Origin of the sequence: Proteus sp. G4415, from assembly GCF_963896075.1 — a bacterium.
Classification (GTDB): Bacteria; Pseudomonadota; Gammaproteobacteria; order Enterobacterales; family Enterobacteriaceae; genus Proteus; species Proteus mirabilis.
Window position 1 is genome coordinate 1 of the sequence record NZ_CAWQOK010000084.1, and the last position, 24,476, is coordinate 24,476.

Genomic DNA, 24,476 nt, shown 5'->3' on the forward strand with positions numbered 1-24,476 from the left:
CACACAAGGTTAAGTACCCCACCTACACGTACCATCTCTGTCTGTTTAATATATCCGGAGCCAAATACAATAGCATTGGGTGGCGTTGCCACTGGTAACATAAAGGCACATGATGCACCGATACCAATAATCATCGTTAACGCCATAACAGGCATACCTAAAGCTTGTGCCACCGTTGCAAAGATAGGAACAAGTAACGCAGCGCTGGCGGTATTACTGGTGAATTCAGTTAAAACAATAATAAAGGTTGTTACGGCAAGAATAATGACAAACCAATGGCTGTTACCAAAAGTATCTTTCATAAAATCAGCCATAACCAAACTTGCACCAGAAGATTGTAAAATTGCGCTCAGTGTTAAACCACCACCAAACAGCATTAATACGCCCCACTCTGTATTTTCCTGAATTTGGCTCCAACTTGCGACACCCGTCACCCCAATAACAATAGCGGCACTGACTGCAATGACGGTATCTAAATCTTTCACACCACCGAAAGCGCTACTGATAAAGGAGCTAAAGATCCAGCAAAATACCGTTACTAAGAAGATAATCATGGTAATAACACGTTTGTTATTCCACTCTAACACTTCTAATTTCAGATCAAACTTATGTTTTAGGTTAGGACGTAGCATCAGATACATCACAATAAACATGATAGGCAATAGCACTAACATGATTGGAACACCGTACTTCATCCAAGTAATAAAATCTAAATTTAGTTGAGCAGCAGCAATTGCATTTGGCGGGCTACCCACCAACGTACCTAAACCACCGATACTGGCACTATAAGCAACACCTAATAGTACGAAGACGAAAGTATTACGTTCTGAACGAATATCTAAGTTAGATAAAATGCCTAACACTAACGGTAACATCATTGCCGCAGTTGCCGTGTTACTGATCCACATTGAGAGTAATGCCGTTACCCCAAAAAGTAACAAGACAGCAATGGAGAGCTTGCCTTTAGCAATCATCAATAAGCGGTTAGCGATTAAGCGATCTAATCCTTGAATATGAAGCGCTGTTGCTAATGCAAATCCTCCGAAGAATAAGAAAATAATCGGATTAGCAAAAGATTTTAGCGATTCATTGGTGTTCATTAACCCGAGCACTACCGCAAGGATTGGAATAAACAACGCTGTAATAGTTACGTGAATAGCTTCTGTCAGCCATAACACACCCACAAACACCATTAACGCTAAACCTGCATTAGCTTTTGGATCGTAGGGTAAAAATTCTAGCAATAACAGCAGTAGTACAACGTCGATTGCTAAAATAATTAACCCTCGTTTGTTTATCGGGCTTGATTTCGCCGATGGGGCTAAATTGGACGCATCCATGATAATACTCCACATTAGCTGACGTGAACATTAAGTTCACTAAGCCATAATTGTTAACGAAATAGGTTATATGTGAAATATAAAAACATTTCACTCCATTGAAAATGTGCAAAAGTTATAATTGGGATCTGATCCACGAGAATTAACCGATTTATTAATAAAAGAGTAAAAATTGAACACTATTTTCTCTTACGCATCACACTTTTTATTCCATTGTTCTAGTGTAAATATCCTACTTTCCCTATCTAGCGCCAAAAAAAATGGGTGAACAATACATTCACCCATTTAAAATTAATAAATCTTTCTAATCGAAATTACGATTATGCTTGGCCTTTAACTTCTTTCAGACCATTGAAAGGTGCTTTGCTACCTAATGCTTCTTCGATACGGATCAGCTGGTTATATTTAGCAACACGGTCAGAACGGCTCATAGAACCTGTTTTGATTTGACCTGCTGCTGTACCTACTGCTAAATCAGCGATAGTTGCATCTTCTGTTTCACCAGAGCGGTGAGAGATGATAGCAGTATAACCTGCGTCTTTCGCCATTTTGATAGCAGCTAACGTTTCTGTCAGTGAACCGATTTGGTTGAATTTGATCAGGATAGAGTTAGCAATACCTTTATCGATACCTTCTTTTAGGATCTTAGTATTAGTTACAAACAGGTCGTCACCAACCAGTTGGATTTTGTCACCAAGTACTTTAGTTTGGTATGCGAAACCATCCCAGTCAGATTCGTTTAAGCCATCTTCGATAGAAACGATTGGATACTGTTTAGTCAGCTCTTCTAAGTAATGAGTGAATTCTTGTGAAGTGAAAGTTTTACCTTCGCCTTTCAGTTCGTAGTTACCAGTCTCATTGTTATAGAATTCAGATGCAGCACAGTCCATAGCCAGAGTTACATCTTTACCTAAAACATAACCCGCAGCTTCTACTGCTTCTTTGATAGCCGCTAATGCAGCCGCATTAGATTCTAAGTTTGGCGCATAACCACCTTCATCACCTACCGCGGTGTTCATGCCTTTTGCTTTCAGCACTTTTGCTAAGTGATGGAAGATTTCAGAACCCATACGAACCGCTTCTTTCAGAGTAGGCGCGCCAACAGGTTGGATCATAAACTCTTGGATATCAACGTTGTTATCAGCATGCTCACCACCATTGATGATATTCATCATTGGTAAAGGCATTGAGTATTGACCGTGAGTACCGTTCAGATCAGAAATATGCTCATACAAAGGCATACCTTTCGCTGCAGCAGCTGCTTTTGCGTTTGCTAAAGAAACAGCTAGGATTGCGTTTGCACCAAAGTTTGATTTGTTTTCAGTACCATCTAAATCGATCATGATTTTATCGATATTAGCTTGGTCTTTAGCATCTTGACCCAAAAGAGCTTTAGCGATTGGTCCATTAACAGCTTCAACCGCTTTCAGAACACCTTTACCTAAGAAACGTGACTTATCGCCATCACGTAATTCTAAAGCTTCACGAGAACCTGTTGATGCGCCTGATGGAGCCGCCGCCATACCAACAAAACCACCTTCTAAGTGAACTTCAGCTTCAACTGTTGGGTTGCCACGAGAATCGATAATTTCACGACCAAGTACTTTAACGATTTTGGACATACGGTTTTCCTCTGTACAAGTTAAATTTCCGAGAAGAGAGATACGCGCTCTCTTCTCACATATCCTATTTTAGCAAGCCTTTTTGGTAGTCAAAGGCTGCTTTCACAAAGCCAGCAAATAACGGATGACCGTCACGTGGCGTTGAGGTAAACTCAGGGTGGAATTGACAAGCAACAAACCAAGGATGATTTGGATTTTCAATAATTTCCACCAGCTTGTTATCAACTGAACGACCTGCAATACGTAAACCCGCATCTTCGATACGTTTTAACAGTAGATTATTCACTTCATAACGATGACGATGACGCTCTGTAATAGTATTTTTACCATACAGAGTACGCACTAAACTATCGCCACTTAAATGACAAGGTTGTGCACCAAGGCGCATTGTTCCACCTAAGTCACTATTTTCTGTACGCACTTCAAGATTGCCATTCTCATCACGCCATTCAGTAATAAGCGCAATAACTGGGTATTTACAATCAGGTGCAAACTCTGTGGAGTTAGCATCTTCCATATTGGCAACATTGCGTGCAAATTCAATCATAGCCACCTGCATACCTAAACAGATGCCTAAATAAGGGATTTTATTTTCACGTGCATATCGAGCAGCCATAATTTTGCCCTCAACACCACGTTCACCAAAACCACCTGGAACTAAGATTGCGTCTAACCCTTTTAGGATTTCTACACCACGAGTTTCCACATCTTGAGAATCAATTAATTTGATATTTACCGCAACACGGCTTTTGAAACCACCATGTTTTAATGCTTCAATCACTGATTTATAGGCATCTGGTAATTCAACATATTTACCAACCATACCAATGGTAACTTCGCCTTCAGGGTTGGCTTCTTCGTAGATAACCTGTTCCCATTCAGACAGATTTGCCACTGGGCAATCTAAGCTGAATCGTTTACAGATATAATCATCTAATCCTTGCGATTTCAAGAGTGCAGGGATTTTATAAATGGAATCGACATCTTTTAATGAGATAACCGCTTTCTCGGGAACATTACAAAACAGTGCAATTTTGGCGCGTTCATTAGCTGGAATAACGCGATCTGAGCGACAAATTAATGCATCTGGTTGAATACCAATCGAGAGTAACTCTTTTACAGAGTGTTGCGTTGGTTTGGTTTTTACTTCACCCGAAGCCGCTAAATAAGGCACTAATGTTAAGTGCAGATAGAAAGTATGCTCACGCCCTACTTCCGCCGCCATTTGACGGATAGCTTCTAAGAAAGGAAGTGATTCGATATCACCGACAGTACCACCAACTTCAACTAACACGACATCATGACCTTCACCGCCACGGATGATGCGTTCTTTGATTTCATTAGTGATATGAGGAATAACTTGGATAGTAGCACCAAGATAGTCACCACGACGCTCTTTGCGTAGCACTTCTGAGTATACACGGCCGGTCGTAAAGTTATTACGACGCGTCATTTTCGTGCGAATAAAGCGCTCGTAATGGCCTAAGTCAAGATCAGTTTCAGCTCCATCGTCAGTGACGAAGACTTCTCCGTGTTGAATTGGGCTCATCGTACCTGGATCGACGTTAATATACGGATCTAACTTCATCATGGTGACATTGAGTCCACGGGCTTCTAGTATAGCCGCTAAAGAGGCTGCGGCAATGCCTTTACCCAGAGAGGATACGACCCCGCCGGTCACAAAAATATAATTCGTTTTCATGCTGAACCTGAAAGTTTAGGTGTATTTGGATGATGGATATAACTGGACGGGAACACAGTATACCCGAACCTTATTTTCGCTACAAACATTCTTAGTTGTATAAAGTTCTTTTTCATCACATTACTTATCCGTTTAAACACGAAAAAACAGTAAAAATTCAATCAACTAAACCCGTGAAAATATTTCTCAAGCATTTTAGCTTAATCCTTTCAGCTAAGATATCACTTTTAGAGAATAGATGCTTTATTTTTTTCACGATATAAAGTGTAGCAGGTTTCGTGACATATCTTTTGCTTATGATCATGCTTTTAATTTTTTTGAGGTTAATCACACTTTTTAGCAAATCAAATGCAACAACGATATTTAAAGCCACCTAAAATAAAAAAAGCAAAATTACCTTTTATAATTTCGCCTTTTATAATTTTTTATAAAAAGTGAGCAAAAACAATGAGATTTCATCTATTATTTTTCGCACTTAATGTCACAAAAACAAATAATGATGAGTCATTCTTCACTCAATTTCTTTTTCCTTCGCTTTTTGCCAACCGATCTCCATCTCTTCTAATGAAGCATTTTCTATGTTTATACCCTGCTCTGTGAGCATTTTTTCAACAAACCTAAACCGTTGCTCAAATTTACGACAAGCTCGATTAAGTGCCTGCTCTGGCTTTTGTTTTAAATGGCGCGATAAATTAACCACAGAAAAAAGCAAATCCCCCAACTCATCCTCAATACGTTGATCATCTCTAGGGGCTTTTTTCACTTCTGCCATCACTTCATCTATTTCTTCATACACTTTATCTAATACAGGAGAAAGCTCGTGCCAATCAAAGCCAACGGAGGCACAGCGCTTTTGTATTTTCTCTGCTTTCATTAGTGCCGGTAAAGTAGCAGGAATATCATCAAGTAATGAATATTGTGCTTTCGCTTCACGCTCTTGAGCCTTGATTTTTTCCCAACGATGCTTTTCAGTCGCTAAATTATTTTCATTTTCTGTAGCAAAAATATGTGGATGACGACGTTCTAATTTATTGCTGATAGCTTCACAGACATCATTAAAATCAAATAATTGCTGCTCTTGCGCCATTCTGGCATAAAAAACGACTTGATAGAGTAAGTCCCCTAACTCCTCTTTAAGTGCGGAAAAATCTTTGCGGGCAATGGCATCTAGTACTTCATAGGTTTCTTCTAATGTATAGGGGGCTATGGTGTCAAAGGTTTGTACCCTATCCCACTCACAGCCTGTTTGAGGATCACGTAATTGCGCCATAATGGCTAATAAACGTAAAATTTCACGGTTTTCTGACATTATCTGGCCTTGTATATAAAAGTGATCGTTATGTCGAGTTAACAAAATTTCGTAAAAAAATGCCAAGACACATTGTGCTTGGCATTTTATCCGTTAAGGTGACCAATGTCTTAATGAGAAAAGCGTTTGGCTTCTATGACATCAGGTAATTGATTGAGTTTCGCTAAAATACGCCCTAATACTTGGAGATTATAAATCTCAATATTCATATCAATGGTCGCTATTTGTTGCTTCACATCACTGCGGCTACTAACTCCCAGCACATTCACTTTTTCATTAGCTAAAATAGTGGTGATATCGCGTAATAAACCACTACGATCATTAGCCACAACCCGTACCACTAATGAATAACCACTTGAGTAATTCTCACCCCACACCGCATCGACAATACGCTCTGGTGCGTGAGAAAGTAACTCAGCTAATTGATCACAATCTGCACGGTGAATTGAAATACCACGTCCTTTGGTAATAAATCCAACGATATTATCGCCTGGAATAGGTTGGCAACAACGTGCGATATGATGCATTAAGTTCCCGACACCCTCGACCACAATACTGCCACCACCTGACGTGGTTGTTTTTGGTGTAGCCGTTTTATTTTCTAATGAGCGTAACGCCTCTTTGTCTTCATCTTCCGCTGTGGCTTTATTCAGCTTACTTTGTAAGAAATTGACTAATTGATTGATACGGATATCACCAACGCCTATACCTGCCAGCACTTCATCAAGACTATGGACGTTATAACGAGCAATCAGCAGTTTTTCTGCTTCTTTCATATTAATATCAAGCGGCGCTAATTCATTATCTAAGATTTGGCGGCCTGCAATAATATTTTTATCGCGATCTTGTTTACGGAACCAGTTGTGGATCTTTGCTCTACCACGACTGGTTGTCACATAACCAAGATTAGGATTTAGCCAATCTCGGCTTGGATTAGGGTGTTTTTGAGTAATAATTTCAATTTGATCGCCCATTTGTAGCTGATAGCTAAATGGAACGATGCGCCCGCCGATTTTAGCACCAATACAGCGATGACCAACATCACTATGAATATGATAAGCAAAATCTAATGGTGTCGAGCCTGCAGGTAAATCAATCACATCCCCTTTTGGCGTAAAGACATAGACGCGATCATCAAATACTTGGCTACGTACTTCATCTAGCATTTCACCAGAATCAGCCATCTCTTCTTGCCATGCAATTAATTTACGTAACCACGCAATACGATTTTCATAACTTCCCGTCCCGCCTTTGGTTGTTGCACCAGTAGCACCTTCTTTATATTTCCAATGCGCTGCAACACCTAATTCAGCATCTTCATGCATCTGACGAGTACGTATTTGGATCTCAACGGTTTTACCTTCAGGGCCAAGTACTACCGTATGAATAGATTGGTAACCATTTGGTTTTGGATTGGCAACATAATCATCAAATTCATCGGGTAAATGACGAAAATGAGTATGTACAATACCTAAAGCGGCATAACAATCTTGTAGGCGTTCGACAACAATACGTACCGCACGAACATCAAATAGCTCATCAAAGGCGAGATTTTTTTTCTTCATTTTTCGCCAAATACTATAGATGTGCTTGGGACGTCCGTAGATATCGACTTCAATATTCTCTTGCTGCATATAACCACGCACCGTACTGACGAAATTATCAATATACTGTTCGCGATCAATACGGCGTTCATGCAGTAAATTTGCAATTTGCTTATATTCATCAGGATGAAGATAACGGAAACAGAAATCTTCAAGCTCCCATTTTAATTGTCCAATCCCCAATCGATTGGCTAATGGTGCATAGATATTAAAACACTCTTTTGCCGCTAAGACTCGTTCATCCTCAGTGGCATCTTTCACTTCACGTAAATGGGCAATCCGCTCTGCGAGTTTAATAACTACACAACGAAAATCTTCTACCATAGACAATAACATACGGCGTACATTATCGACTTGTACTGAGCTAGTTTCGTTGGTATGTGTCGCTTTAAGCTGGCGAATAGCATCCATCTCCATTACGCCACGCACTAAATTCCATATCGCCTCACCAAAATGTTCAGTGATAACTTCCTGGTTAATAAGATCTTCTTCAGCAAGTGGGAAGAGAAGTGCTGCCCTCATGCTATCTTTATCCATACTGAGTGTCGAAAGAAGTTCAACCATCTCAACACCGCGCCATAGCAACAGTTGCGCATCTTCACGGCCCAGAACAGTACGATGACAGTATTCCCAGGTTTGCATGATTTCACTCCCCGCATTCGCATGAGTTAAATTCAAGCTATTAACCCATTTATCAACGGCAAACTCCCCTGCAGGTGTTAAGTGAGCACTTCTAACTGCAACCATATTCTCTCCCTACTCGATATAAATCTTATCTGCGACTTATTGAGTGGCTATCTGTTTATTTGCGAATAAACAATGCCATTGATTCCAGATGCCCTGTTTGTGGAAACATATCCAACATTCTTAACTGGGTTAGCTGATATCCGGAATCTAATAATATCTTACTATCTCTGGCTAACGTGGTCGGATTACAGGAAACATACACAATTTTTTCTGCGGATAACGTCACAATATGTGACATCACTTGTGCAGCTCCCGCTCTTGCGGGATCTAGCAGAACTTTATTAAATCCTTCCTGTGCCCAAGGCATAGCAGAAAAATCGGCGGATAAATCAGCATGCCAAAACTGAACATTATCTAATTGATTAAGTTCAGCATTTTTTTTCGCCATCGCCACCAGTGCAGGAACACCTTCGACCCCAACGACTTTATCAACACGCTTTGCCATAGGTAATGTGAAGTTACCCATGCCACAAAACAAGTCTAGTACGCGATCGTTTGGCGATAAATCGAGCCATGCTATCGCTTGAGCAACCATCTTATGATTTATTTCATCATTAACTTGAATAAAATCCGTTGGTGCAAAGTGTAATTTTAGACCCTCTATCTGATAGAAGGGTTCCTTCTCAATCGTTGTTAATTGTGCGATCTCACCATTATCACCCGCCAGATATATCATCACTTGAGCGTGATGAGAAAAATCATCTAACAATTGCTTATCACCCTCAGATAGCGGTGATAAATGACGCAAAATCACTAATGGCCCATTATCTGCTAACACTAATTCCACATGACCTAAATCACGCACGACAGAGAGTTGCTTTAAACACTGCCACAGTGGCAATAACAGTACATTAAGTTGTGGTTTTAATACTGGGCATTGGGTGACCATCACTAAGTCATTAGAAAGTGCTTGGCGAAATCCCATTACCAAACCCTTTTTAGGGTGATAACGTAACCCTAATCTTGCTCGGCGCCGATAGCCATACTCCGCACCGGCAATAACAGGCTGTGCTGAAATGACTACATTAGTTTCACGTTTAATAAGATGTGATAAAACCTCAGCTTTAGTGGTACGTTGCCAATCAATAGGCACATGTTGTTGCTGGCACCCACCACAATGTTGATAGTACTGACAGGGTGGTGTCACTCTTTCTGGGTTTGTGGTTAATCGTGTGATCACTTCTCCCTTGGCAAACTGGCGTTTTTCTTCGGTCAAACGAATGCGTGCAGTTTCTTGTGGAAGTAATCCTTTAACAAAAATGGTTTTGCCCTCAGCATGAGCAATACCTTGACCGTTAGCATCCAATGCATTAGCGGTTACCGCCAAGTTTTTTACCTGTTTTTTAGCAGGACGTTTTTTAGGGGAATAAAACTGCACCATAGTATTAAATTTTATGAATCTATTGCGGATTAACTCTAAAACAGCCTAGTTTGACATTTTCACTCCGCAAACAGAATTAAGTGTTTACTAGACCATTTAGAATAAGATATGAGGAGAGTATACCATCGAACAAGTTATTTACTTAACTGATATAAGCAATATTTTTATGAAATCGAAAAATATTTTTATGCTAACAAGTAGAAGTACTCTTTTATATAGATTTAATATTATTCTATAACTAAAAACTATTATATATAACGTTTACATTGAATATATTTACAATTAATAACAAATATTTTCTGTTATTTTAATAACGCGTAACTATCTCTAAGAAAAATCTAAAAATTATCATTAATCAATATGATAGATATTTCAATCGATTACACATTAATCACATACCATTAATTTTCTATATTCTTCATATGCATAATGGTCGGTCATACCACTGATATAATCTTGTATCAATCTTGTACGATAATAAAACTCTAAGGTTTTTCCCTCTTCACTATTAATATCGTAAATTTTTTCTAATGCTTCATTATAAGCAAGCTTATGTTTAATCGAAAGCTTATGATATAAACGCGTCTCAATAACATAATGAGGATGTTCATTATATTTATGTAGTCTTAGAAAATCATCGGTCGATAATAAAAGCAATGGCTTATAAATATCCAATAACCCACTGATCACTCGATAGCCCTTCATTTCAAGCTCTTCAACTTCGGGGTGACTAAATACCCACTTTTGCGCCACTCGTTTTAACGTTGTCAATAAACGATGTTCAGCACTCTTTCCTTCCAGTAAAGCATGGTTAAAGTTGCCTTCATAAACTTGAGGTAAGTTTTTGATAAAGCGATAGGCGGTGTAAGGTACTAATTTTCCGGTAATATAGACGCGCAAATACATAAAAAATTGATCTTGCATGCTACGCTTAGCTTCATTTTGATCCACTTTTTTAAAAGCTCGATTAACAGTGATATCAAACAGATCACCTTCTGTTACCGCACCACTTTCACTCCATGCATTTTTTAATAACTGCACTAAGCGATTGATATCAAAAATGCCTTTTTCTACCGCATCATCTAAATCAGCAATACAATAAGAAATATCATCTGCCGCTTCCATAATATAAGTCAGTGGAAAACGACAAAAATCTTTCATTGCAAGTTTTTCTTGCACTTCTTTAACAAATTCAGCTTCAGACCAGTAATAACCTGGTTTTTTCATTAAATAGCTAAATTCTTTCGGCGTAGCACCTTGCCAATAAGCTGGACGTGTATATTTTAAAACACAGCCAATTTGCGCATAGGTTAAATTGAGTTTTAACAAGTGATGCGCCATGCGAATTGCCTGAGCATTGCCTTCGAAATGGCATAAGTCTTGACGCAAAGTCTGTTTTAATTCATTTAAATGTCGGTCTGCTGAATAGCGAATAGGTAAAAAAGGACAATTATCAAATTCTATGGAAGCATCAGGTGCTAACACCTTACGAAACCAATGTTTAATTGCAGCTTCACCAAAATGACCAAAAGGAGGATTGCCAATATCGTGCATTAAACACGCCATTTCAATTAAACTTTCAACGCTATCAATCCGTTCATTTAAGCCATATTCTTCTAATTTATTATGCTTTTTTAGTTCGCCGATTATTTGCTTAGCGATATAACGGCCTATTTGTTGTACTTCCAGCGAATGGGTTAATCGACTTCGTACCGCCGAATTTTGCTCTAATGGAAATACCTGTGTTTTTTGTTGTAACCGACGGATCGCCGCTGAATTAATAATACGCCCGCGATCGCTTTCAAATTGGCGCGAGATCTGCATTTCATCATCAATATCGATATCACTGCTGTTATATTTGCGTTGATAATTTAACTTCAGTTTAAAATCGATCATTTCTATCCTCTTTCTGGTATCGATGAAACGAATTCGCTGCGTTATATCGTGTTTTTGCGATAAATGATAAACTCTTGGTTAACGCTATATATTATTAACCTACAAGGGAGTATGACACAATGAGAGTTGGCGTAATAGGTGCAATGGAACAAGAAGTCAAACTTCTGCGTGAACAAATTGAAAACTGCGAAATAGTCTCTCGTGGTGGTTGTGAAATTTATACTGGCAAAATCAATGGTGTAGATGTTGCATTACTAAAATCAGGCATTGGTAAAGTGGCAGCCGCCATCGGTACCACACTATTACTTGAACATTTTCGCCCTGATGTTGTGATCAACACCGGCTCTGCAGGTGGGTTAGATGCAAAATTAAATGTTGGCGATATTGTCGTATCAACAGAAGTACGTTATCACGATGCCGACGTTACTGCTTTCGGTTATGAACCAGGACAAATGGCACAATGCCCGCCGGCATTTATTGCCGATCCCAAACTGGTCAATATTGCTCAAGAGTGTATTGGATCACTAAAATTAAATGCCGTGCGTGGATTAATCTGTAGTGGCGATGCTTTTATTAATGGTGCCGAGCCATTAGCACGTATTCGTCGTACTTTTCCAGAAGTCGTCGCTGTTGAGATGGAATCAACCGCTATTGGACATGTTTGCCATCAATTTGATACACCTTTTGTTGTTGTTCGTGCCATTTCAGATGTGGCAGATAAAGAATCGCATTTAAGTTTTGATGAGTTTTTATCTGTTGCCGCACAACAATCAAGCTTAATGGTCACTACTATGCTTGATAAATTAAAAACAGAGACTCAGTTTTAATTTATTTAATCGATAAGCCGCTTAACAAACCCGTCTCTCTTTTAGCTCAGCAGGTAAGATAAAAATAGACGGGTATATTTGACTATAAAGACGAGAAAAATGCGTTTCTTAAACACTTTTGCACTGCTGCTAAGCCTGATATTGACACCTTGTTATGTTATCGCAGCCACTCCCGCACAACGTGTTATTACTTTATCCCCGTCTGCCACGGAAATGGCTTATGCCGCAGGTATGGGAGAGAATATGGTTGCGGCGAGCGCTTATTCTGATTATCCACAAGCAGCAAAAGATCTCGTACAAGTTGCCGACTGGCAAGGCATTAATGTAGAACGCATTTTGCTATTAAAACCTGATTTAATTATTGCATGGCCAAGCGGTAATCCTCAACGACCGCTCGATCAGTTAAAATCATTGGGTATCCCTATTATTTACTCTGATCCACACAGTATCGAAGAAATCATTGACGATCTTACCCGACTTTCTTCTTATAGCACTCATCCTGAAGTCGCTTTAGCAAGTGCACAAAAATTACGTCAGCAATATCAAGAATTACAGCAAAAGTACGCCTCAACGACGCCTCATCAAGCGAAGAAAAAAGTCTTTATTCAATTTGGTATGCAACCCCTATTTACGACATCAAAACATTCATTACAAAATGAGATTACCGAACTTTGTGGCGGAGAAAATATTTTTGCGAATAGTGCAGTTCCTTGGCCACAAGTCAGCCGCGAGCAAGTGATCAGTAAAAAACCTGATTTGATTTTATTTAGTGGTAAACCAAACCAAATTGCCGCAATACAACAATTTTGGCAACCTCAACTAGATATTCCTATTATCGCTATTGATGAAGATAGTTTTAGCCGACCAGCACCACGTATTATTTATGCGGCTCAACAGATTTGTGAGTCTATCGCAATCCACTCATTTTAAAGTCAATTAACTATTTAAATGAAGATTGAAGAGGTTAACAGACAAGAGTCGTAGGCAAGCTGCAACACAACCAATAACGTGCAGTGAGCGGGGCATATATAAAGATACGGGGATGACTAACGCCGTGGCAAGGCAGGATAGCCACGACGTCAAATAATATAAAAATCAGATACTAAACGATGAACCACAACCACAAGTGCTTTTCGCATTAGGATTGGTGACGATAAAACGTGAGCCTTCAAGGCCTTCAGTATAATCAACACAGCCACCCACTAAATACTGCAAGCTCATTGGATCAATAACTAAGGCAACGCCTTGTTTTTCTATGGTCATATCACCTTCATTCATAGCATCATCAAAGGTAAAACCATACTGGAATCCGCTACAGCCACCACCGGTGATATAAACACGTAGACGCAGATTTGGGTTTTCTTCATCCGCAATTAGATCTTTTACTTTATTTGCAGCCGCATCTGTAAATTGTAACGGCAGAGCCATATCATCACTCATTGTTCACTCCAGACTGGATAATCCAGTAAAAAACAGCCAGCAAAAATTGATGCTTCTTGCTGATATAATGTGATGATTATCTAATACCTGCTCTTAACCTTCAAGTTTGTTGTGGACAAAATGCACTTTTTGATACACAACTTTTCTTTATTAATGAGTGCCAACTCGAACAATAACAATGATAAATCAAAATGTTGTTGTCGTGTATTTGGCTTCATCTGCACTGTGCTTTAGAATAGGCGTTAATCTTACGCTCACCCATCATTAGGAGTCTGACATGAGCAAGTCTGAAACGCTTTATAATCTCGCACAACAAGTGATACCTGGTGGCGTCAATTCACCGGTTAGAGCATTTAACGGTGTTGGTGGCACACCGCTTTTTATTGAACGTGCTAATGGTGCGTATATTTATGATGCCGATGGACGTGCTTATCTTGACTATGTCGGTTCATGGGGACCGATGGTATTAGGCCACAATCACCCCGCTATTCGCCACGCTGTAACTGATGCGGTGCAAAAAGGCCTAAGCTTTGGTGCTCCTACGGCTGCTGAAGTGGAAATGGCAAATTTAGTCACTGAGTTAGTGCCTTCGATGGATATGGTTCGTATGGTGAACTCAGGTACAGAAGCCACCATGAGTGCCATTCGTCTTGCTCGTGGCTACACGGGTCGTGACAAAATCATTAAATTTGAAGGCTGTTACCATGGACATGCAGACTGCTTATTAGTCAAAGCAGGCTCTGGTGCATTGACGATGGGACAACCAAACTCTCCAGGTGTTCCTGCTGATTTTGTTAAACACACTTTAACTTGTACTTACAACGATTTAAATTCAGTACGTCAAGCATTTGAAAATTATCCGGAAGAAATCGCCTGTATTATTGTTGAACCCGTTGCCGGTAATATGAACTGTGTTCCACCTAAAGCCGATTTTCTACCGGGATTACGTGCATTATGTGATGAATTTGGTGCATTACTGATTATTGATGAAGTAATGACAGGTTTTCGTGTCGCATTAGGCGGCGCACAAGCTTATTACGATGTTGATCCTGACTTGACCTGTTTAGGTAAAATTATAGGTGGTGGCATGCCTGTAGGCGCCTTCGGCGGACATAAAGAAGTGATGTCTCAATTAGCCCCTATCGGTCCTGTCTACCAAGCGGGAACATTATCGGGTAACCCCATTGCGATGGCGGCGGGTCTAGCTTGTTTGCAAGAAGTTTCACAACCGGGAGTTCACCAAACACTGGATGAACTTACTACTATGTTAGCGGATGGCTTACTTGAAAAAGCACAACAAGCAGGTATCCCTATGGTAGTAAACCATGTAGGCGGTATGTTTGGTTTATTCTTTACCGATGCCAAAGAAGTGACTTGCTATCAAGACGTAATGAACTGCGATGTCGAACGCTTCAAACAGTTCTTCCACTTAATGTTAGAAAAACGTATTTACCTCGCTCCGTCGGCTTTTGAAGCTGGCTTTATGTCTATTGCTCATAGCAAAGAAGATATTCAACGTACTATCGATGCGGCTGAATACGCCTTTAGCAAAATGAAAGCGTAATCTTTCATTACTTAAATAGCATTTATTGCTGGTATTGCTGGCAAAAAAATATCCTCCGCGATTGCAGGAGGATATTTTTTATCTCAATAGTATTGCGAATAATTACTCAGAAAACAGATCGCGTAACCATTTAGGTGCCGCACTATCGTCGCCGTCGCTCTCTTGTGGTAACGGTGTACAGAGGCTATCAGGATCTGCTGTCCACACAGGTAATGTACGCACGCCGCCACCATAACAAACAAAGTTACCTTCAGCATTAATCGACATCTGTGCTATATCTTCTGGTACAGGTGGATTTAATGTTAATGGTGTTTGATTTTCTAAATAATGACGATAAAGGATCAATGCCCCTGTCGATCCTGTTAAGTTAGTTGGGCCATTATTATCACGTCCCATCCATGCAATAGTAACTTCTTTACCATCAATACCCGCAAACCAGCTATCACGTAAGTCGTTGGTGGTTCCGGTTTTACCTGCAAGGTTATATTGACCAAATTTAGGTTTTAATGCTCGTGCTGCTGTACCTGAATTAACCACCTGTTGCATACCAAACAGTGTCATATATGCTGCTTGTGGAGAAACCGTTGTTTCTGCTTGCGGGTAGCTTTGATAAAGCACCGTACCATCTTGGTTGATAACAGAGCGCAATGCCGATAATTTAGCGCGATTACCTAAACTTCCGATTGTTTGGAAAGTTTGCGCCACTTCCATTGGGGTTAAGTTTAGTGCGCCAAGTAACATCGCTGGTACTTTTTCTAAATTTTCTGCTGGGGCACCTAGTTTGATCCACGTTTTGATCACTTGGTCTAACCCGACTTCTAAACCAAGATTAACCGTTGGTACATTACGTGATGTAGCAAGAGCATCCACCAACATTAATCGCCCTTTATAACCACGATCGTAGTTACGTGGTTGCCATGGTTTTCCTCCCGGAATAGGCACTGAAATAGGTTCATCCGCCAACCAGGTATTTAAACGAAAACGCTCAGGCTCACTTAATGCGGTTAAATAAGTTGCCGGTTTTGCTAATGAGCCAATTGAACGGCGTGCGGACATGGCACGATTAAAACCGGCATATTGTGGTTGTGAACCGCCCACTAACGCCCTAACCTCACCACTGAGGCGATCTACAACAACCATTGCGCCTTCGAGATCGTTGATTTTGCGTGTTTTACGTAAATCAGCAACTCCCGTTTCTACCGCTTTTTCCGCTGCATCTTGTGAAACAGGATCAAGCGTTGTAAAAATTTTAGTCCCCGATAAATCTTTAACCTGATCACCTAATTTAGTTTGTAGCTCTTGACGAACTAACTGCATAAATGCCGGTTGTGGCGTTAGCGCTTCGCTACGAGGTTTTACTCCTAAAGGACGTGCGCTTAATACATCATAAAGCTCTTGATCGATAATTTGTTGGGTCTGTAATAATTTTAGTACCACATTACGGCGCTCTAATGCAGCCTTAGGATTGCGCCATGGATTGTATGCAGAAGCCCCTTTCACCATTCCAACCAATAATGCTTGTTGATCAAGACTTAGTTCATCAACAGGTCGACCAAAATAGTAAAGGCTAGCCAATGGAAAACCACGAATTTGCTCATCACCACTTTGCCCTAAGAACACCTCATTAAGATACAGCTCTAAAATACGATCTTTGCTATAGCTCGCATCCATAATAATCGCCATATAGGCTTCATTAAGCTTTCTTTTTAGCGTTCTTTCATTGGTTAGGAATAAGTTTTTTACTAATTGCTGCGTTAAAGTACTTCCCCCTTGTACCGCTCTACCTGCGGTAAAGTTCGCTAACACCGCACGACCAATAGAATAAATACTGATGCCATCATGCTCATAAAAACGGCGATCTTCCGTAGCAATTAATGTATCGACTAATAGTTGAGGAAATTTATCTCTTGCTAAGAATAGACGCTGTTCACCATTAGCCGATTGCATCATAGTGATAAGCTTAGGATCGAGGCGGAAGAAACCAAATTGACGCTGATTATTCATATTGGTGATACTCACCAATGAGTTTTGTTCAAAGGTCAATTTCGCTAAAATTTGCTCTTCGCGACCATCTGGAAAATCAAACGGTCGACGTAACATCTCTATAGTGCCATTTTTAACGACAAATTCCCCAGGACGGGTGATTTTATTGACATGGCGATACTGCATACCTTCCAGTAAGCTTACCATCTCTTTTTGGCTATAGTTCATGCCAGGTTCTAAATTGACAGTACGTCCATAAACGGCAGCAGGCAATTCCCATACATTACCGTCAAGGCGCTCTTTAATTTGGGAATATAAATAAACACCATAGATGCCGACTAAAACCGCAACCACAATGGCGATTTTAACAAATAACCAAAACCAAGAACGCCTTCTATTGGTTTTCTTTACTGGTTTTTTCTTTCTACTCATGAACAGTTTCTCTCATTAAAACCTCTTCACCACACCCTTAGGGTAAAGAAGCCTAACATTGTCGCTATTTTTCCAAGCTATCCCACAGGAAAGCTCTCAAATTGTTATTCAGCACGTATATATACGCGCTAACTCCATTTTTTTACACGTCGAGTGGGGGCCGTTGTTGCGGGTGAATCTGGCCACAAATGTTTGGGATATCGCCCCTTCATCTCTTTTTGTACTTGTGTATAGCTTCCGGCCCAAAAAGTAGCGAGATCTTGTGTTTTTTGGATAGGTCGCATAGCCGGAGAAAGTAACTCCATCACTACAGGTAATTGCCCTTTTGCCACAATAGGACTTTGTTTTTCACCATAAACCTCTTGGATCCTGATAGCAATAATCGGCGGATTATCTAAATCATATTTAATCATCACTTTAGTGCCCGTTGGAGCAATATAGTGTGTTGGGAACAGCTCTTGCAATAATTGTTGCTCATGCCAAGTTAACTGATTTTTAATTATCCCATTAATATCCATTTGTAGCAGTGCCTTAAGTGATTGGGTATCGCCTAATTCAGGTTGTAACCACAATTCTAATGAGTCTAATAAAACGGCTTCATTCAATACAGGTAAATTGGCCTCAGGGCACCACTTTTGCGCTAAAGCAAGGCGAATAAACAGTTGCTTGCTCTCTTCACTTAAGGGTAGAGCACTTAATCCTTGTTTACGTAACCAATTTAATAATGCCGTTTGCATTTGCGCTTTATTAGGTTTATCTAATGGCATTTGGCTAACGGTTAACTGACCTAATCGGCGCTGTTGCCACGCAAGAAGTGTACCGCGCTTTTCATCCCATTCAACGGTGGTATTATCTTGTATCAATTCCGGAAAGATAGAGGATACTTCATTAATATCAATAGGTAAGGCTAATAAAATTCGCACATCCGCATAATGTGCATTTTGCAACAACAATGGTGCTAAAATCCACGGCGATTGGCTCATTGGTTGAGTATTATCCATCATTGCGCCTTGTCCATTAGCGAGGCGAAATCGACCTTGATTATCACGGTTTTTGGCTATTCTATCTGCAAATCCGACACTCAATAGTGATGCTAATAATTCTGGGCGACATTGCCCTTTGCATTGCTGTAATAGCTGTTTTTCACGCTGTGACCATTGATGATTTTTCTGTTGGATCAGCCATTCAAGATTAATCTCTCTGTCTCTTGGTGGCTGTTCTAAAATGGCACACAACCTTGCTGCGGTAGCAAGATGATGCTCACTTTTTTCACTAGCATAATCTAATATTGCCGCCAATCGGGGATCGATGCCCCACTGTGCCATACGTACTCCCCGCGAGGTTAATCCCCCTTGATTATCAATGGCACCTAATCGTTGCAATAATGTTTTAGCTGCGTTTATTGCTGCTGGTGTAGGCGTATCTAACCAAGAGAGTTGGTTTATATCACGACATCCCCATTGCAATATTGAAAGCCATAACGAAGAGAGATCACTAGATAAAATTTCAGGTACTTGGTGAGTTGCCCCGCGCTCAGCTTGCTCCTGACTGATTAAGTGCCAACAAATTCCGGCTTCAAGACGTCCTGCCCGCCCCGCTCTTTGCGTTTGTGAAGCTTGACTTATTCGTTGGCGCAATAAGCTTGTTACACCACTTTTTAAGTCAAACTGGGCACGTTTTTCAATGGTACTGTCGAGCACCAAGCGAATACCTTCGATTGTTAAACTGGTTTCTGCAATATTTGTTGCTAATACAACTTTGCGATATCCCTTTTCTACAGGCTCTATGGCCTGTTGCTGTTGTGCTAATGAAAGTGCCCCATAAAGTGGAAAAATTAAGGTGTGTTTATCCACTTTGTCAGCTAATAATTGCGCGACTCTAATAATTTCTGCACTACCGGGCAAAAAAACAAGTAAAGAGCCCGTCTCTTGTGTAAGCAAACGTCGCGCCATCGTGGCAACTTCTTGTTCAAAAGGCAGGTGTGATTGAATAGGATAATAGTGCCGTGAAACAGGATAACTACGCCCTTCAGAGCTAATCATCGGCGCATCCGGCAATAGTGAAGTTAATTTTTGATTATCTAATGTTGCAGACATCACCAAAAGGCGTAAATCATCACGTAATCCTGATTGCACATCTAATAGCAGTGCTAATGCTAAATCTGCTTGCAAACTCCGCTCATGAAATTCATCAAGTATCACTAAACTTACACCTGTCAGTTCAGGATCTTGCTGTAACATACGTGTCAACACCCCTTCGGTGATCACTTCAAGGCGCGTCTGCTGACTCACTTTACTTTCAGCACGCATGCGATACCCCACCGTTTTACCCACCTCTTCATTGAGTTGACTTGCTAAACGATAAGCGATGCTTTTTGCCGCAATACGCCTTGGCTCTAATAAAATAATTTTGCCATCAAATATATTTTGTTGAAGCAAATACAGCGGCAGTGCGGTTGATTTTCCCGCCCCTGTGGGGGCGTGAAGTAAGACTTGGGGACATTGTTTTAATGCAGTAACAATAGATCCTGCTACCTCAAAAATTGGCAATAGATGCACACAAGCTCCATAACTGATTAACTTTCTCTGTGGCTCATTGTAGCATTAGCCCTTTATTAAAGGACGTATTTTCACCGGGGTGATTATGAAATTTGAACAACCACTACAATCTGCCACTTTATTAAAACGATACAAACGTTTTTTAGCAGACGTAGTGACGGCAAATGGTGAAGAATTCACGCTCCATTGTGCTAATACGGGTGCGATGACGGGATGCGCAACTCCAGGTGATACGGTTTGGTATTCCACGTCATCGAATGTCAAAAGAAAATATCCTCATAGTTGGGAATTAACCCAAACTCAATCAGGTGATTGGATCTGTATTAATACCTTAAGAGCTAATACGATCATTGCCGATGCGATAGAAGCTGGCGATATTCCAGAATTATCTGACTATGATGAGATAAGACGCGAAGTGAAGTATGGTAGTGAGAATAGCCGTATTGATATTTTACTTAAGTCAAATCATAAAGTTGACTGCTATATTGAAGTGAAATCGGTCACTTTATTAGATGCTGGAATGGGCTATTTTCCTGACGCTAAAACAGAGCGAGGTCAAAAGCACCTTCGAGAGTTGACCGCTATCGCAAAATCGGGCTTAAGGGCTATCTTATTTTACGCTGTCCCCCATACTGGCATTACACAAGTGTCTGTTGCTAAAGAGATTGACCCTAAGTATGACTTATTGCTAAAACAAGCATGTGATGCTGGGGTTGAAATTTTATGTTATCGCATCAATATTAGTGAGTACGATTTAACAATTGGAAAGCAATTACCTTTTATTTCAAAAGGTTAATACATTTTCATGGTGTTGGTTAAGTATTTTTTAACTAAAATGGCCTTTTTACTTGCGTGCCTTCACATCATGAGAAAACTTATTAAAGGAATAATTGCTATCCGCGCGGGCATCTGCTATTTATAGCGCCCTATTTTTTTCCCTTCCTATTTAAGGTGGGGGATTATTCAGAAAATGCGTATGTAGGAGAAGCATTATGCAAGAAGGGCAAAAGCGTAAAACATCGTCCATGAGCATTCTCGCTATTGCTGGCGTTGAGCCATATCAGGAAAAACCGGGCGAAGAGTACATGAACGAAGCCCAATTAGCGCATTTTAAGCTAATACTTGAATCTTGGCGCAATCAGCTCAGGGATGAAGTCAACCGTACCGTCACTCATATGCAAGATGAGGCGGCCAACTTCCCCGATCCTGTTGACCGTGCTGCACAAGAAGAAGAATTCAGTCTTGAGCTGCGTAACCGTGATCGTGAACGTAAACTCATAAAGAAAATTGAGAAAACACTGAAGAAAGTTGAAGATGATGACTTCGGCTTTTGTGAGTCTTGCGGTGTTGAAATCGGCATCCGCCGTTTAGAAGCTCGTCCAACAGCCGATCTCTGTATCGACTGTAAAACATTAGCTGAAATCCGTGAAAAACAGATGGCTGGCTAATTAATGAGTATAGCCTCAGTACTTAGGTGCTGGGGCTTTAATCTAAACATTAATACCCAAGATGACAATGTGTATTAGGCATTTAGTGCCATTATTAATAAACCAACTTTGTTTTGGTGGTTTGGTTACAGCATTGGCTCGTTATCTTCAAGCTGACACAAATTATGAGCGTTGGCGCTTTCACATCAATAATATCATCCTCCAATTAATACTTCTTGATACAATAACTCAGACTATTCGCACTGTGATGACGATGTTTATTCACATAAAAGAGAAGTTATTTGCGTATAATTCTATCACTATAGCTGATGGCCATAAGCAAGGAACAATATTGATGGAGCACATTTTCTTACCTCGTCAACCGTTGCTGTCAGGCAAGATTATTCGTTAACATTATGATGAAGATGCACAATAACCCACACAAAGCATTCTCAAAAAATGTTCAGTAGGCTATGATTAGCCGCTTAATTTTTTAATTATTAGATTTAATTATTCGAGGTGTCATATTTTTAACCGAGTAGCGCATTTCTGCCGTAATTTGCTAGGACGACAAACAACATCGTCAGATACAGAATCGGTAGCGAGTGAAAGGCCTGTCACTGCATCTGACCGACCTAAAAAAGAAACACAAACGACTGTGCGTCGGCGTCCTGCCCTATCCGCAGACCGTCCCCGTAAGAACAAAAGTAATAACGAAAAGGCGAACGGGAGTGATTTGCCAATGACTGTGATCCCAAGAGATCAACACCCGATTTCGCGTAAAGACATCAGTGATAACGCACTAAAAGTTCTTTATCGTCTGAATAATTCAGGCTTTCAGGCTTATTTAGTGGGTGGTGGTGTACGCGATCTATTATTAGGGAAAAAACCAAAAGACTTTGATATTGCTACCAATGCAACGCCAGAAGAAGTCCGTCGATTATTTCGTAATAGCCGCTTAGTAGGTCGACGCTTTCGTCTAGCGCATATTATGTTTGGCCCCGAAGTGATTGAAGTCGCTACTTTCCGTGGCTCTCATGAAGATCATGAAACATCCGATCGCAATCAGTCACAACAAGCACAAAGCGGTATGTTGCTGCGCGACAATATCTTCGGATCGATTGAAGAAGATGCCATTCGTCGGGATTTTACCTTAAATAGTCTCTATTACGGCGTCGATGATTTTGCTGTACGTGATTATGTGGGGGGCTTGGCTGATCTTAAATCAGGTACTATTCGTTTAATTGGCTCTCCTGAAACTCGCTATCGTGAAGATCCGGTTCGGATGCTAAGAGCTATCCGCTTTGCCAGTAAACTGGATATGCGTATCGCACCGGAAACTGCAGAGCCAATTAGCCAATTAGCACCACTATTACGTAATATTCCTTCAGCACGCCTATTTGAAGAATCGCTGAAATTATTACAAACAGGACATGGTTATAAAACCTATCGGTTAATGCGCCATTTCCAACTTTTAGAGCCTCTTTTTCCATTAGTTGCCTCAAGGATCACTGAGCAGCAAGATACCCCAATGGAAAGAATGATCGAACAGGTGCTAAAGAATACCGATTATCGTATTAGTAAAGAAATGCGCGTAAATCCGGCATTCTTATTTGCAGCAATGCTATGGTATCCCTTAGTGGAGCATGCCGAAAAACTGGCTCAAGAAAGTGGACTGTCTTATTACGATGCTTTCTCAATGGCGATGAATGATATTTTAGATGAGCAATGTCGTACTATTGCGATCCCTAAACGTATCACCACCACGATGCGTGATATTTGGCAATTACAGCAGCGTTTACCTAAGCGTCAAGGGCGCCGAGCCAATAAACTGCTTGAGCATCCTAAATTCCGTGCAGCATTTGATCTACTGGAATTACGCGCTAATGTACAAAGAAATCCTGATCTGGAAACATTAGCCGCTTGGTGGGCTGATTTTCAGGTTTCAAACAATACACAACAACGCTCTATGGTCTCTGAATTAGGTCCAGGCCCGGTACGCAAAAGAACACGTCCTCGTAAACGTCCTCGTCACCCTAATGCAAAAAATAATGCACCAAGACAAGAGAACAAACATGAGTAAGCAACAACAGCGTGTGTATATTATTCTGGGCAGTAATTTAAACTCACCAGAACAGCAAGTAAAATCGGCGATAAAAGCGATTAGTGAAATCCCTAATACTACACTGATTGCCCAATCACCTTGGTATCGCACACGCCCTATGGGACCTCAAGATCAACCCGATTATCTCAATATGGCTGTCGCCGTTGATACTACTTTAGCCCCAGAAGCGTTGCTCGACCATACACAAGCAATTGAACTTGCCCATGGTCGTGAAAGAAAAGCAGGTAATCGTTGGGGACCTCGTACCCTTGATTTAGATATCATGTTATTTGGTGATCAAGTTATACAGACCGAACGTTTAACTGTGCCTCATTATGGACTTAAGGTGCGTGAATTTATGCTTTATCCATTGGCGGATTTAGCACCTGAACTTTGTTTCCCTGATGACGGAGAACGATTAGCAGACAGATTAGCGCTCGTACCTAAAAATGGTATGGAAAAGTGGTGATACCACATAATAAGCGTGTTTGATGTTAATGGTTGATGCTGTTGACTGACAGTATCAACCCCGTTCACAAC

Annotated in this window: 17 protein-coding genes and 1 pseudogene; 8 read left to right on the forward strand and 10 right to left on the reverse strand. The window is 40.5% G+C overall.

Going from position 1 to position 24,476, the window contains the following annotated elements:
* The 7 genes from AACU95_RS10115 to dgt form a co-directional block, all read right to left on the reverse strand.
* Positions 1 to 1,340: SLC13 family permease (locus AACU95_RS10115; RefSeq protein ID WP_161737053.1), on the reverse strand; the 1,340-nt coding region annotated here is incomplete at its 3' end.
* Positions 1,341 to 1,660: 320 nt separating this feature from the next.
* On the reverse strand, positions 1,661 to 2,962 hold the full coding sequence (gene eno, locus AACU95_RS10120; protein WP_004244982.1) for a phosphopyruvate hydratase: 1,302 nt from the start codon (positions 2,960 to 2,962) through the stop codon (positions 1,661 to 1,663).
* Between the two features lie 64 nt (positions 2,963 to 3,026).
* Complete coding sequence (gene pyrG, locus AACU95_RS10125; protein WP_004244983.1) at positions 3,027 to 4,664, reverse strand: glutamine hydrolyzing CTP synthase; 1,638 nt, start codon at positions 4,662 to 4,664, stop codon at positions 3,027 to 3,029.
* Between the two features lie 511 nt (positions 4,665 to 5,175).
* Positions 5,176 to 5,973, reverse strand: a complete 798-nt coding sequence (gene mazG, locus AACU95_RS10130; RefSeq protein WP_012367510.1) for a nucleoside triphosphate pyrophosphohydrolase — start codon at positions 5,971 to 5,973, stop codon at positions 5,176 to 5,178.
* A 110-nt stretch (positions 5,974 to 6,083) separates the two neighbouring features.
* Complete coding sequence (gene relA / locus AACU95_RS10135; protein WP_004244986.1) at positions 6,084 to 8,324, reverse strand: GTP diphosphokinase; 2,241 nt, start codon at positions 8,322 to 8,324, stop codon at positions 6,084 to 6,086.
* Between the two features lie 55 nt (positions 8,325 to 8,379).
* Positions 8,380 to 9,705, reverse strand: coding sequence for a 23S rRNA (uracil(1939)-C(5))-methyltransferase RlmD (rlmD, locus tag AACU95_RS10140; RefSeq protein ID WP_004244987.1), 1,326 nt, complete (start codon positions 9,703 to 9,705; stop codon positions 8,380 to 8,382).
* 387 nt (positions 9,706 to 10,092) lie between these two features.
* The gene (dgt, locus tag AACU95_RS10145) at positions 10,093 to 11,601 is read right to left on the reverse strand and encodes a dGTPase (RefSeq protein WP_012367509.1); all 1,509 of its coding nucleotides are present in this window, start codon (positions 11,599 to 11,601) and stop codon (positions 10,093 to 10,095) included.
* A 119-nt stretch (positions 11,602 to 11,720) separates the two neighbouring features.
* Between dgt and mtnN the strand changes: the two genes are divergently transcribed.
* Both mtnN and btuF read left to right on the forward strand, forming a co-directional pair.
* Complete coding sequence (gene mtnN / locus AACU95_RS10150) at positions 11,721 to 12,428, forward strand: 5'-methylthioadenosine/S-adenosylhomocysteine nucleosidase (protein ID WP_004244989.1); 708 nt, start codon at positions 11,721 to 11,723, stop codon at positions 12,426 to 12,428.
* 99 nt (positions 12,429 to 12,527) lie between these two features.
* Positions 12,528 to 13,358: a vitamin B12 ABC transporter substrate-binding protein BtuF gene (gene btuF, locus AACU95_RS10155; RefSeq protein ID WP_017827402.1), complete on the forward strand. Its 831-nt coding sequence runs from the start codon at positions 12,528 to 12,530 to the stop codon at positions 13,356 to 13,358.
* A gap of 165 nt (positions 13,359 to 13,523) precedes the next feature.
* Here the strand turns inward: btuF and erpA are convergent, their stop codons facing one another.
* Positions 13,524 to 13,868: an iron-sulfur cluster insertion protein ErpA gene (gene erpA / locus AACU95_RS10160; protein ID WP_004244992.1), complete on the reverse strand. Its 345-nt coding sequence runs from the start codon at positions 13,866 to 13,868 to the stop codon at positions 13,524 to 13,526.
* Positions 13,869 to 14,145: 277 nt separating this feature from the next.
* Between erpA and hemL the strand changes: the two genes are divergently transcribed.
* The gene (hemL, locus tag AACU95_RS10165) at positions 14,146 to 15,432 is read left to right on the forward strand and encodes a glutamate-1-semialdehyde 2,1-aminomutase (protein WP_012367503.1); all 1,287 of its coding nucleotides are present in this window, start codon (positions 14,146 to 14,148) and stop codon (positions 15,430 to 15,432) included.
* 102 nt (positions 15,433 to 15,534) lie between these two features.
* Here hemL and mrcB read toward each other — a convergent pair.
* Both mrcB and hrpB read right to left on the reverse strand, forming a co-directional pair.
* A pseudogene (gene mrcB / locus AACU95_RS10170) lies at positions 15,535 to 17,844 on the reverse strand (bifunctional glycosyl transferase/transpeptidase); the annotation flags it as partial.
* Positions 17,845 to 17,975: 131 nt separating this feature from the next.
* Positions 17,976 to 20,405, reverse strand: a complete 2,430-nt coding sequence (gene hrpB / locus AACU95_RS10175) for an ATP-dependent helicase HrpB (protein ID WP_141192055.1) — start codon at positions 20,403 to 20,405, stop codon at positions 17,976 to 17,978.
* An 85-nt stretch (positions 20,406 to 20,490) separates the two neighbouring features.
* Here hrpB and sfsA point away from each other — a divergent pair, with 85 nt between their 5' ends.
* From sfsA to folK, 5 genes are all read left to right on the forward strand, one after another.
* Entirely contained in the window at positions 20,491 to 21,201 is a 711-nt protein-coding gene (gene sfsA / locus AACU95_RS10180) for a DNA/RNA nuclease SfsA (protein WP_004244997.1), read from the forward strand.
* A gap of 196 nt (positions 21,202 to 21,397) precedes the next feature.
* Positions 21,398 to 21,853, forward strand: a complete 456-nt coding sequence (gene dksA / locus AACU95_RS10185) for an RNA polymerase-binding protein DksA (protein ID WP_004244998.1) — start codon at positions 21,398 to 21,400, stop codon at positions 21,851 to 21,853.
* Positions 21,854 to 21,938: 85 nt separating this feature from the next.
* Positions 21,939 to 22,244 carry a hypothetical protein gene (locus AACU95_RS10190; RefSeq protein WP_004252502.1) on the forward strand — a complete coding sequence of 102 codons (306 nt, stop codon included), beginning with the start codon at positions 21,939 to 21,941 and terminating at the stop codon, positions 22,242 to 22,244.
* Between the two features lie 114 nt (positions 22,245 to 22,358).
* Positions 22,359 to 23,915 carry a polynucleotide adenylyltransferase PcnB gene (pcnB, locus tag AACU95_RS10195; protein WP_370685673.1) on the forward strand — a complete coding sequence of 519 codons (1,557 nt, stop codon included), beginning with the start codon at positions 22,359 to 22,361 and terminating at the stop codon, positions 23,913 to 23,915.
* On the forward strand, positions 23,908 to 24,405 hold the full coding sequence (gene folK, locus AACU95_RS10200) for a 2-amino-4-hydroxy-6-hydroxymethyldihydropteridine diphosphokinase (RefSeq protein ID WP_062814447.1): 498 nt from the start codon (positions 23,908 to 23,910) through the stop codon (positions 24,403 to 24,405). The genes pcnB and folK overlap by 8 nt, the downstream gene beginning before the upstream one ends.
* Positions 24,406 to 24,476: the final 71 nt, after the last annotated feature.

What these genes read in the sequence shown, in the direction of transcription:
- folK (WP_062814447.1), top strand. Translation starts at nt 23,908, where the DNA reads ATGAGTAAGCAACAACAGCGTGTGTATATTATTCTGGGCAGTAATTTA.
- dgt (WP_012367509.1), bottom strand. Translation starts at nt 11,601, where the DNA reads ATGATCGATTTTAAACTGAAGTTAAATTATCAACGCAAATATAACAGC.
- eno (WP_004244982.1), bottom strand. Translation starts at nt 2,962, where the DNA reads ATGTCCAAAATCGTTAAAGTACTTGGTCGTGAAATTATCGATTCTCGT.
- mtnN (WP_004244989.1), top strand. Translation starts at nt 11,721, where the DNA reads ATGAGAGTTGGCGTAATAGGTGCAATGGAACAAGAAGTCAAACTTCTG.
- btuF (WP_017827402.1), top strand. Translation starts at nt 12,528, where the DNA reads ATGCGTTTCTTAAACACTTTTGCACTGCTGCTAAGCCTGATATTGACA.
- sfsA (WP_004244997.1), top strand. Translation starts at nt 20,491, where the DNA reads ATGAAATTTGAACAACCACTACAATCTGCCACTTTATTAAAACGATAC.
- pyrG (WP_004244983.1), bottom strand. Translation starts at nt 4,664, where the DNA reads ATGAAAACGAATTATATTTTTGTGACCGGCGGGGTCGTATCCTCTCTG.
- hemL (WP_012367503.1), top strand. Translation starts at nt 14,146, where the DNA reads ATGAGCAAGTCTGAAACGCTTTATAATCTCGCACAACAAGTGATACCT.
- rlmD (WP_004244987.1), bottom strand. Translation starts at nt 9,705, where the DNA reads ATGGTGCAGTTTTATTCCCCTAAAAAACGTCCTGCTAAAAAACAGGTA.
- dksA (WP_004244998.1), top strand. Translation starts at nt 21,398, where the DNA reads ATGCAAGAAGGGCAAAAGCGTAAAACATCGTCCATGAGCATTCTCGCT.
- relA (WP_004244986.1), bottom strand. Translation starts at nt 8,324, where the DNA reads ATGGTTGCAGTTAGAAGTGCTCACTTAACACCTGCAGGGGAGTTTGCC.
- erpA (WP_004244992.1), bottom strand. Translation starts at nt 13,868, where the DNA reads ATGAGTGATGATATGGCTCTGCCGTTACAATTTACAGATGCGGCTGCA.
- mazG (WP_012367510.1), bottom strand. Translation starts at nt 5,973, where the DNA reads ATGTCAGAAAACCGTGAAATTTTACGTTTATTAGCCATTATGGCGCAA.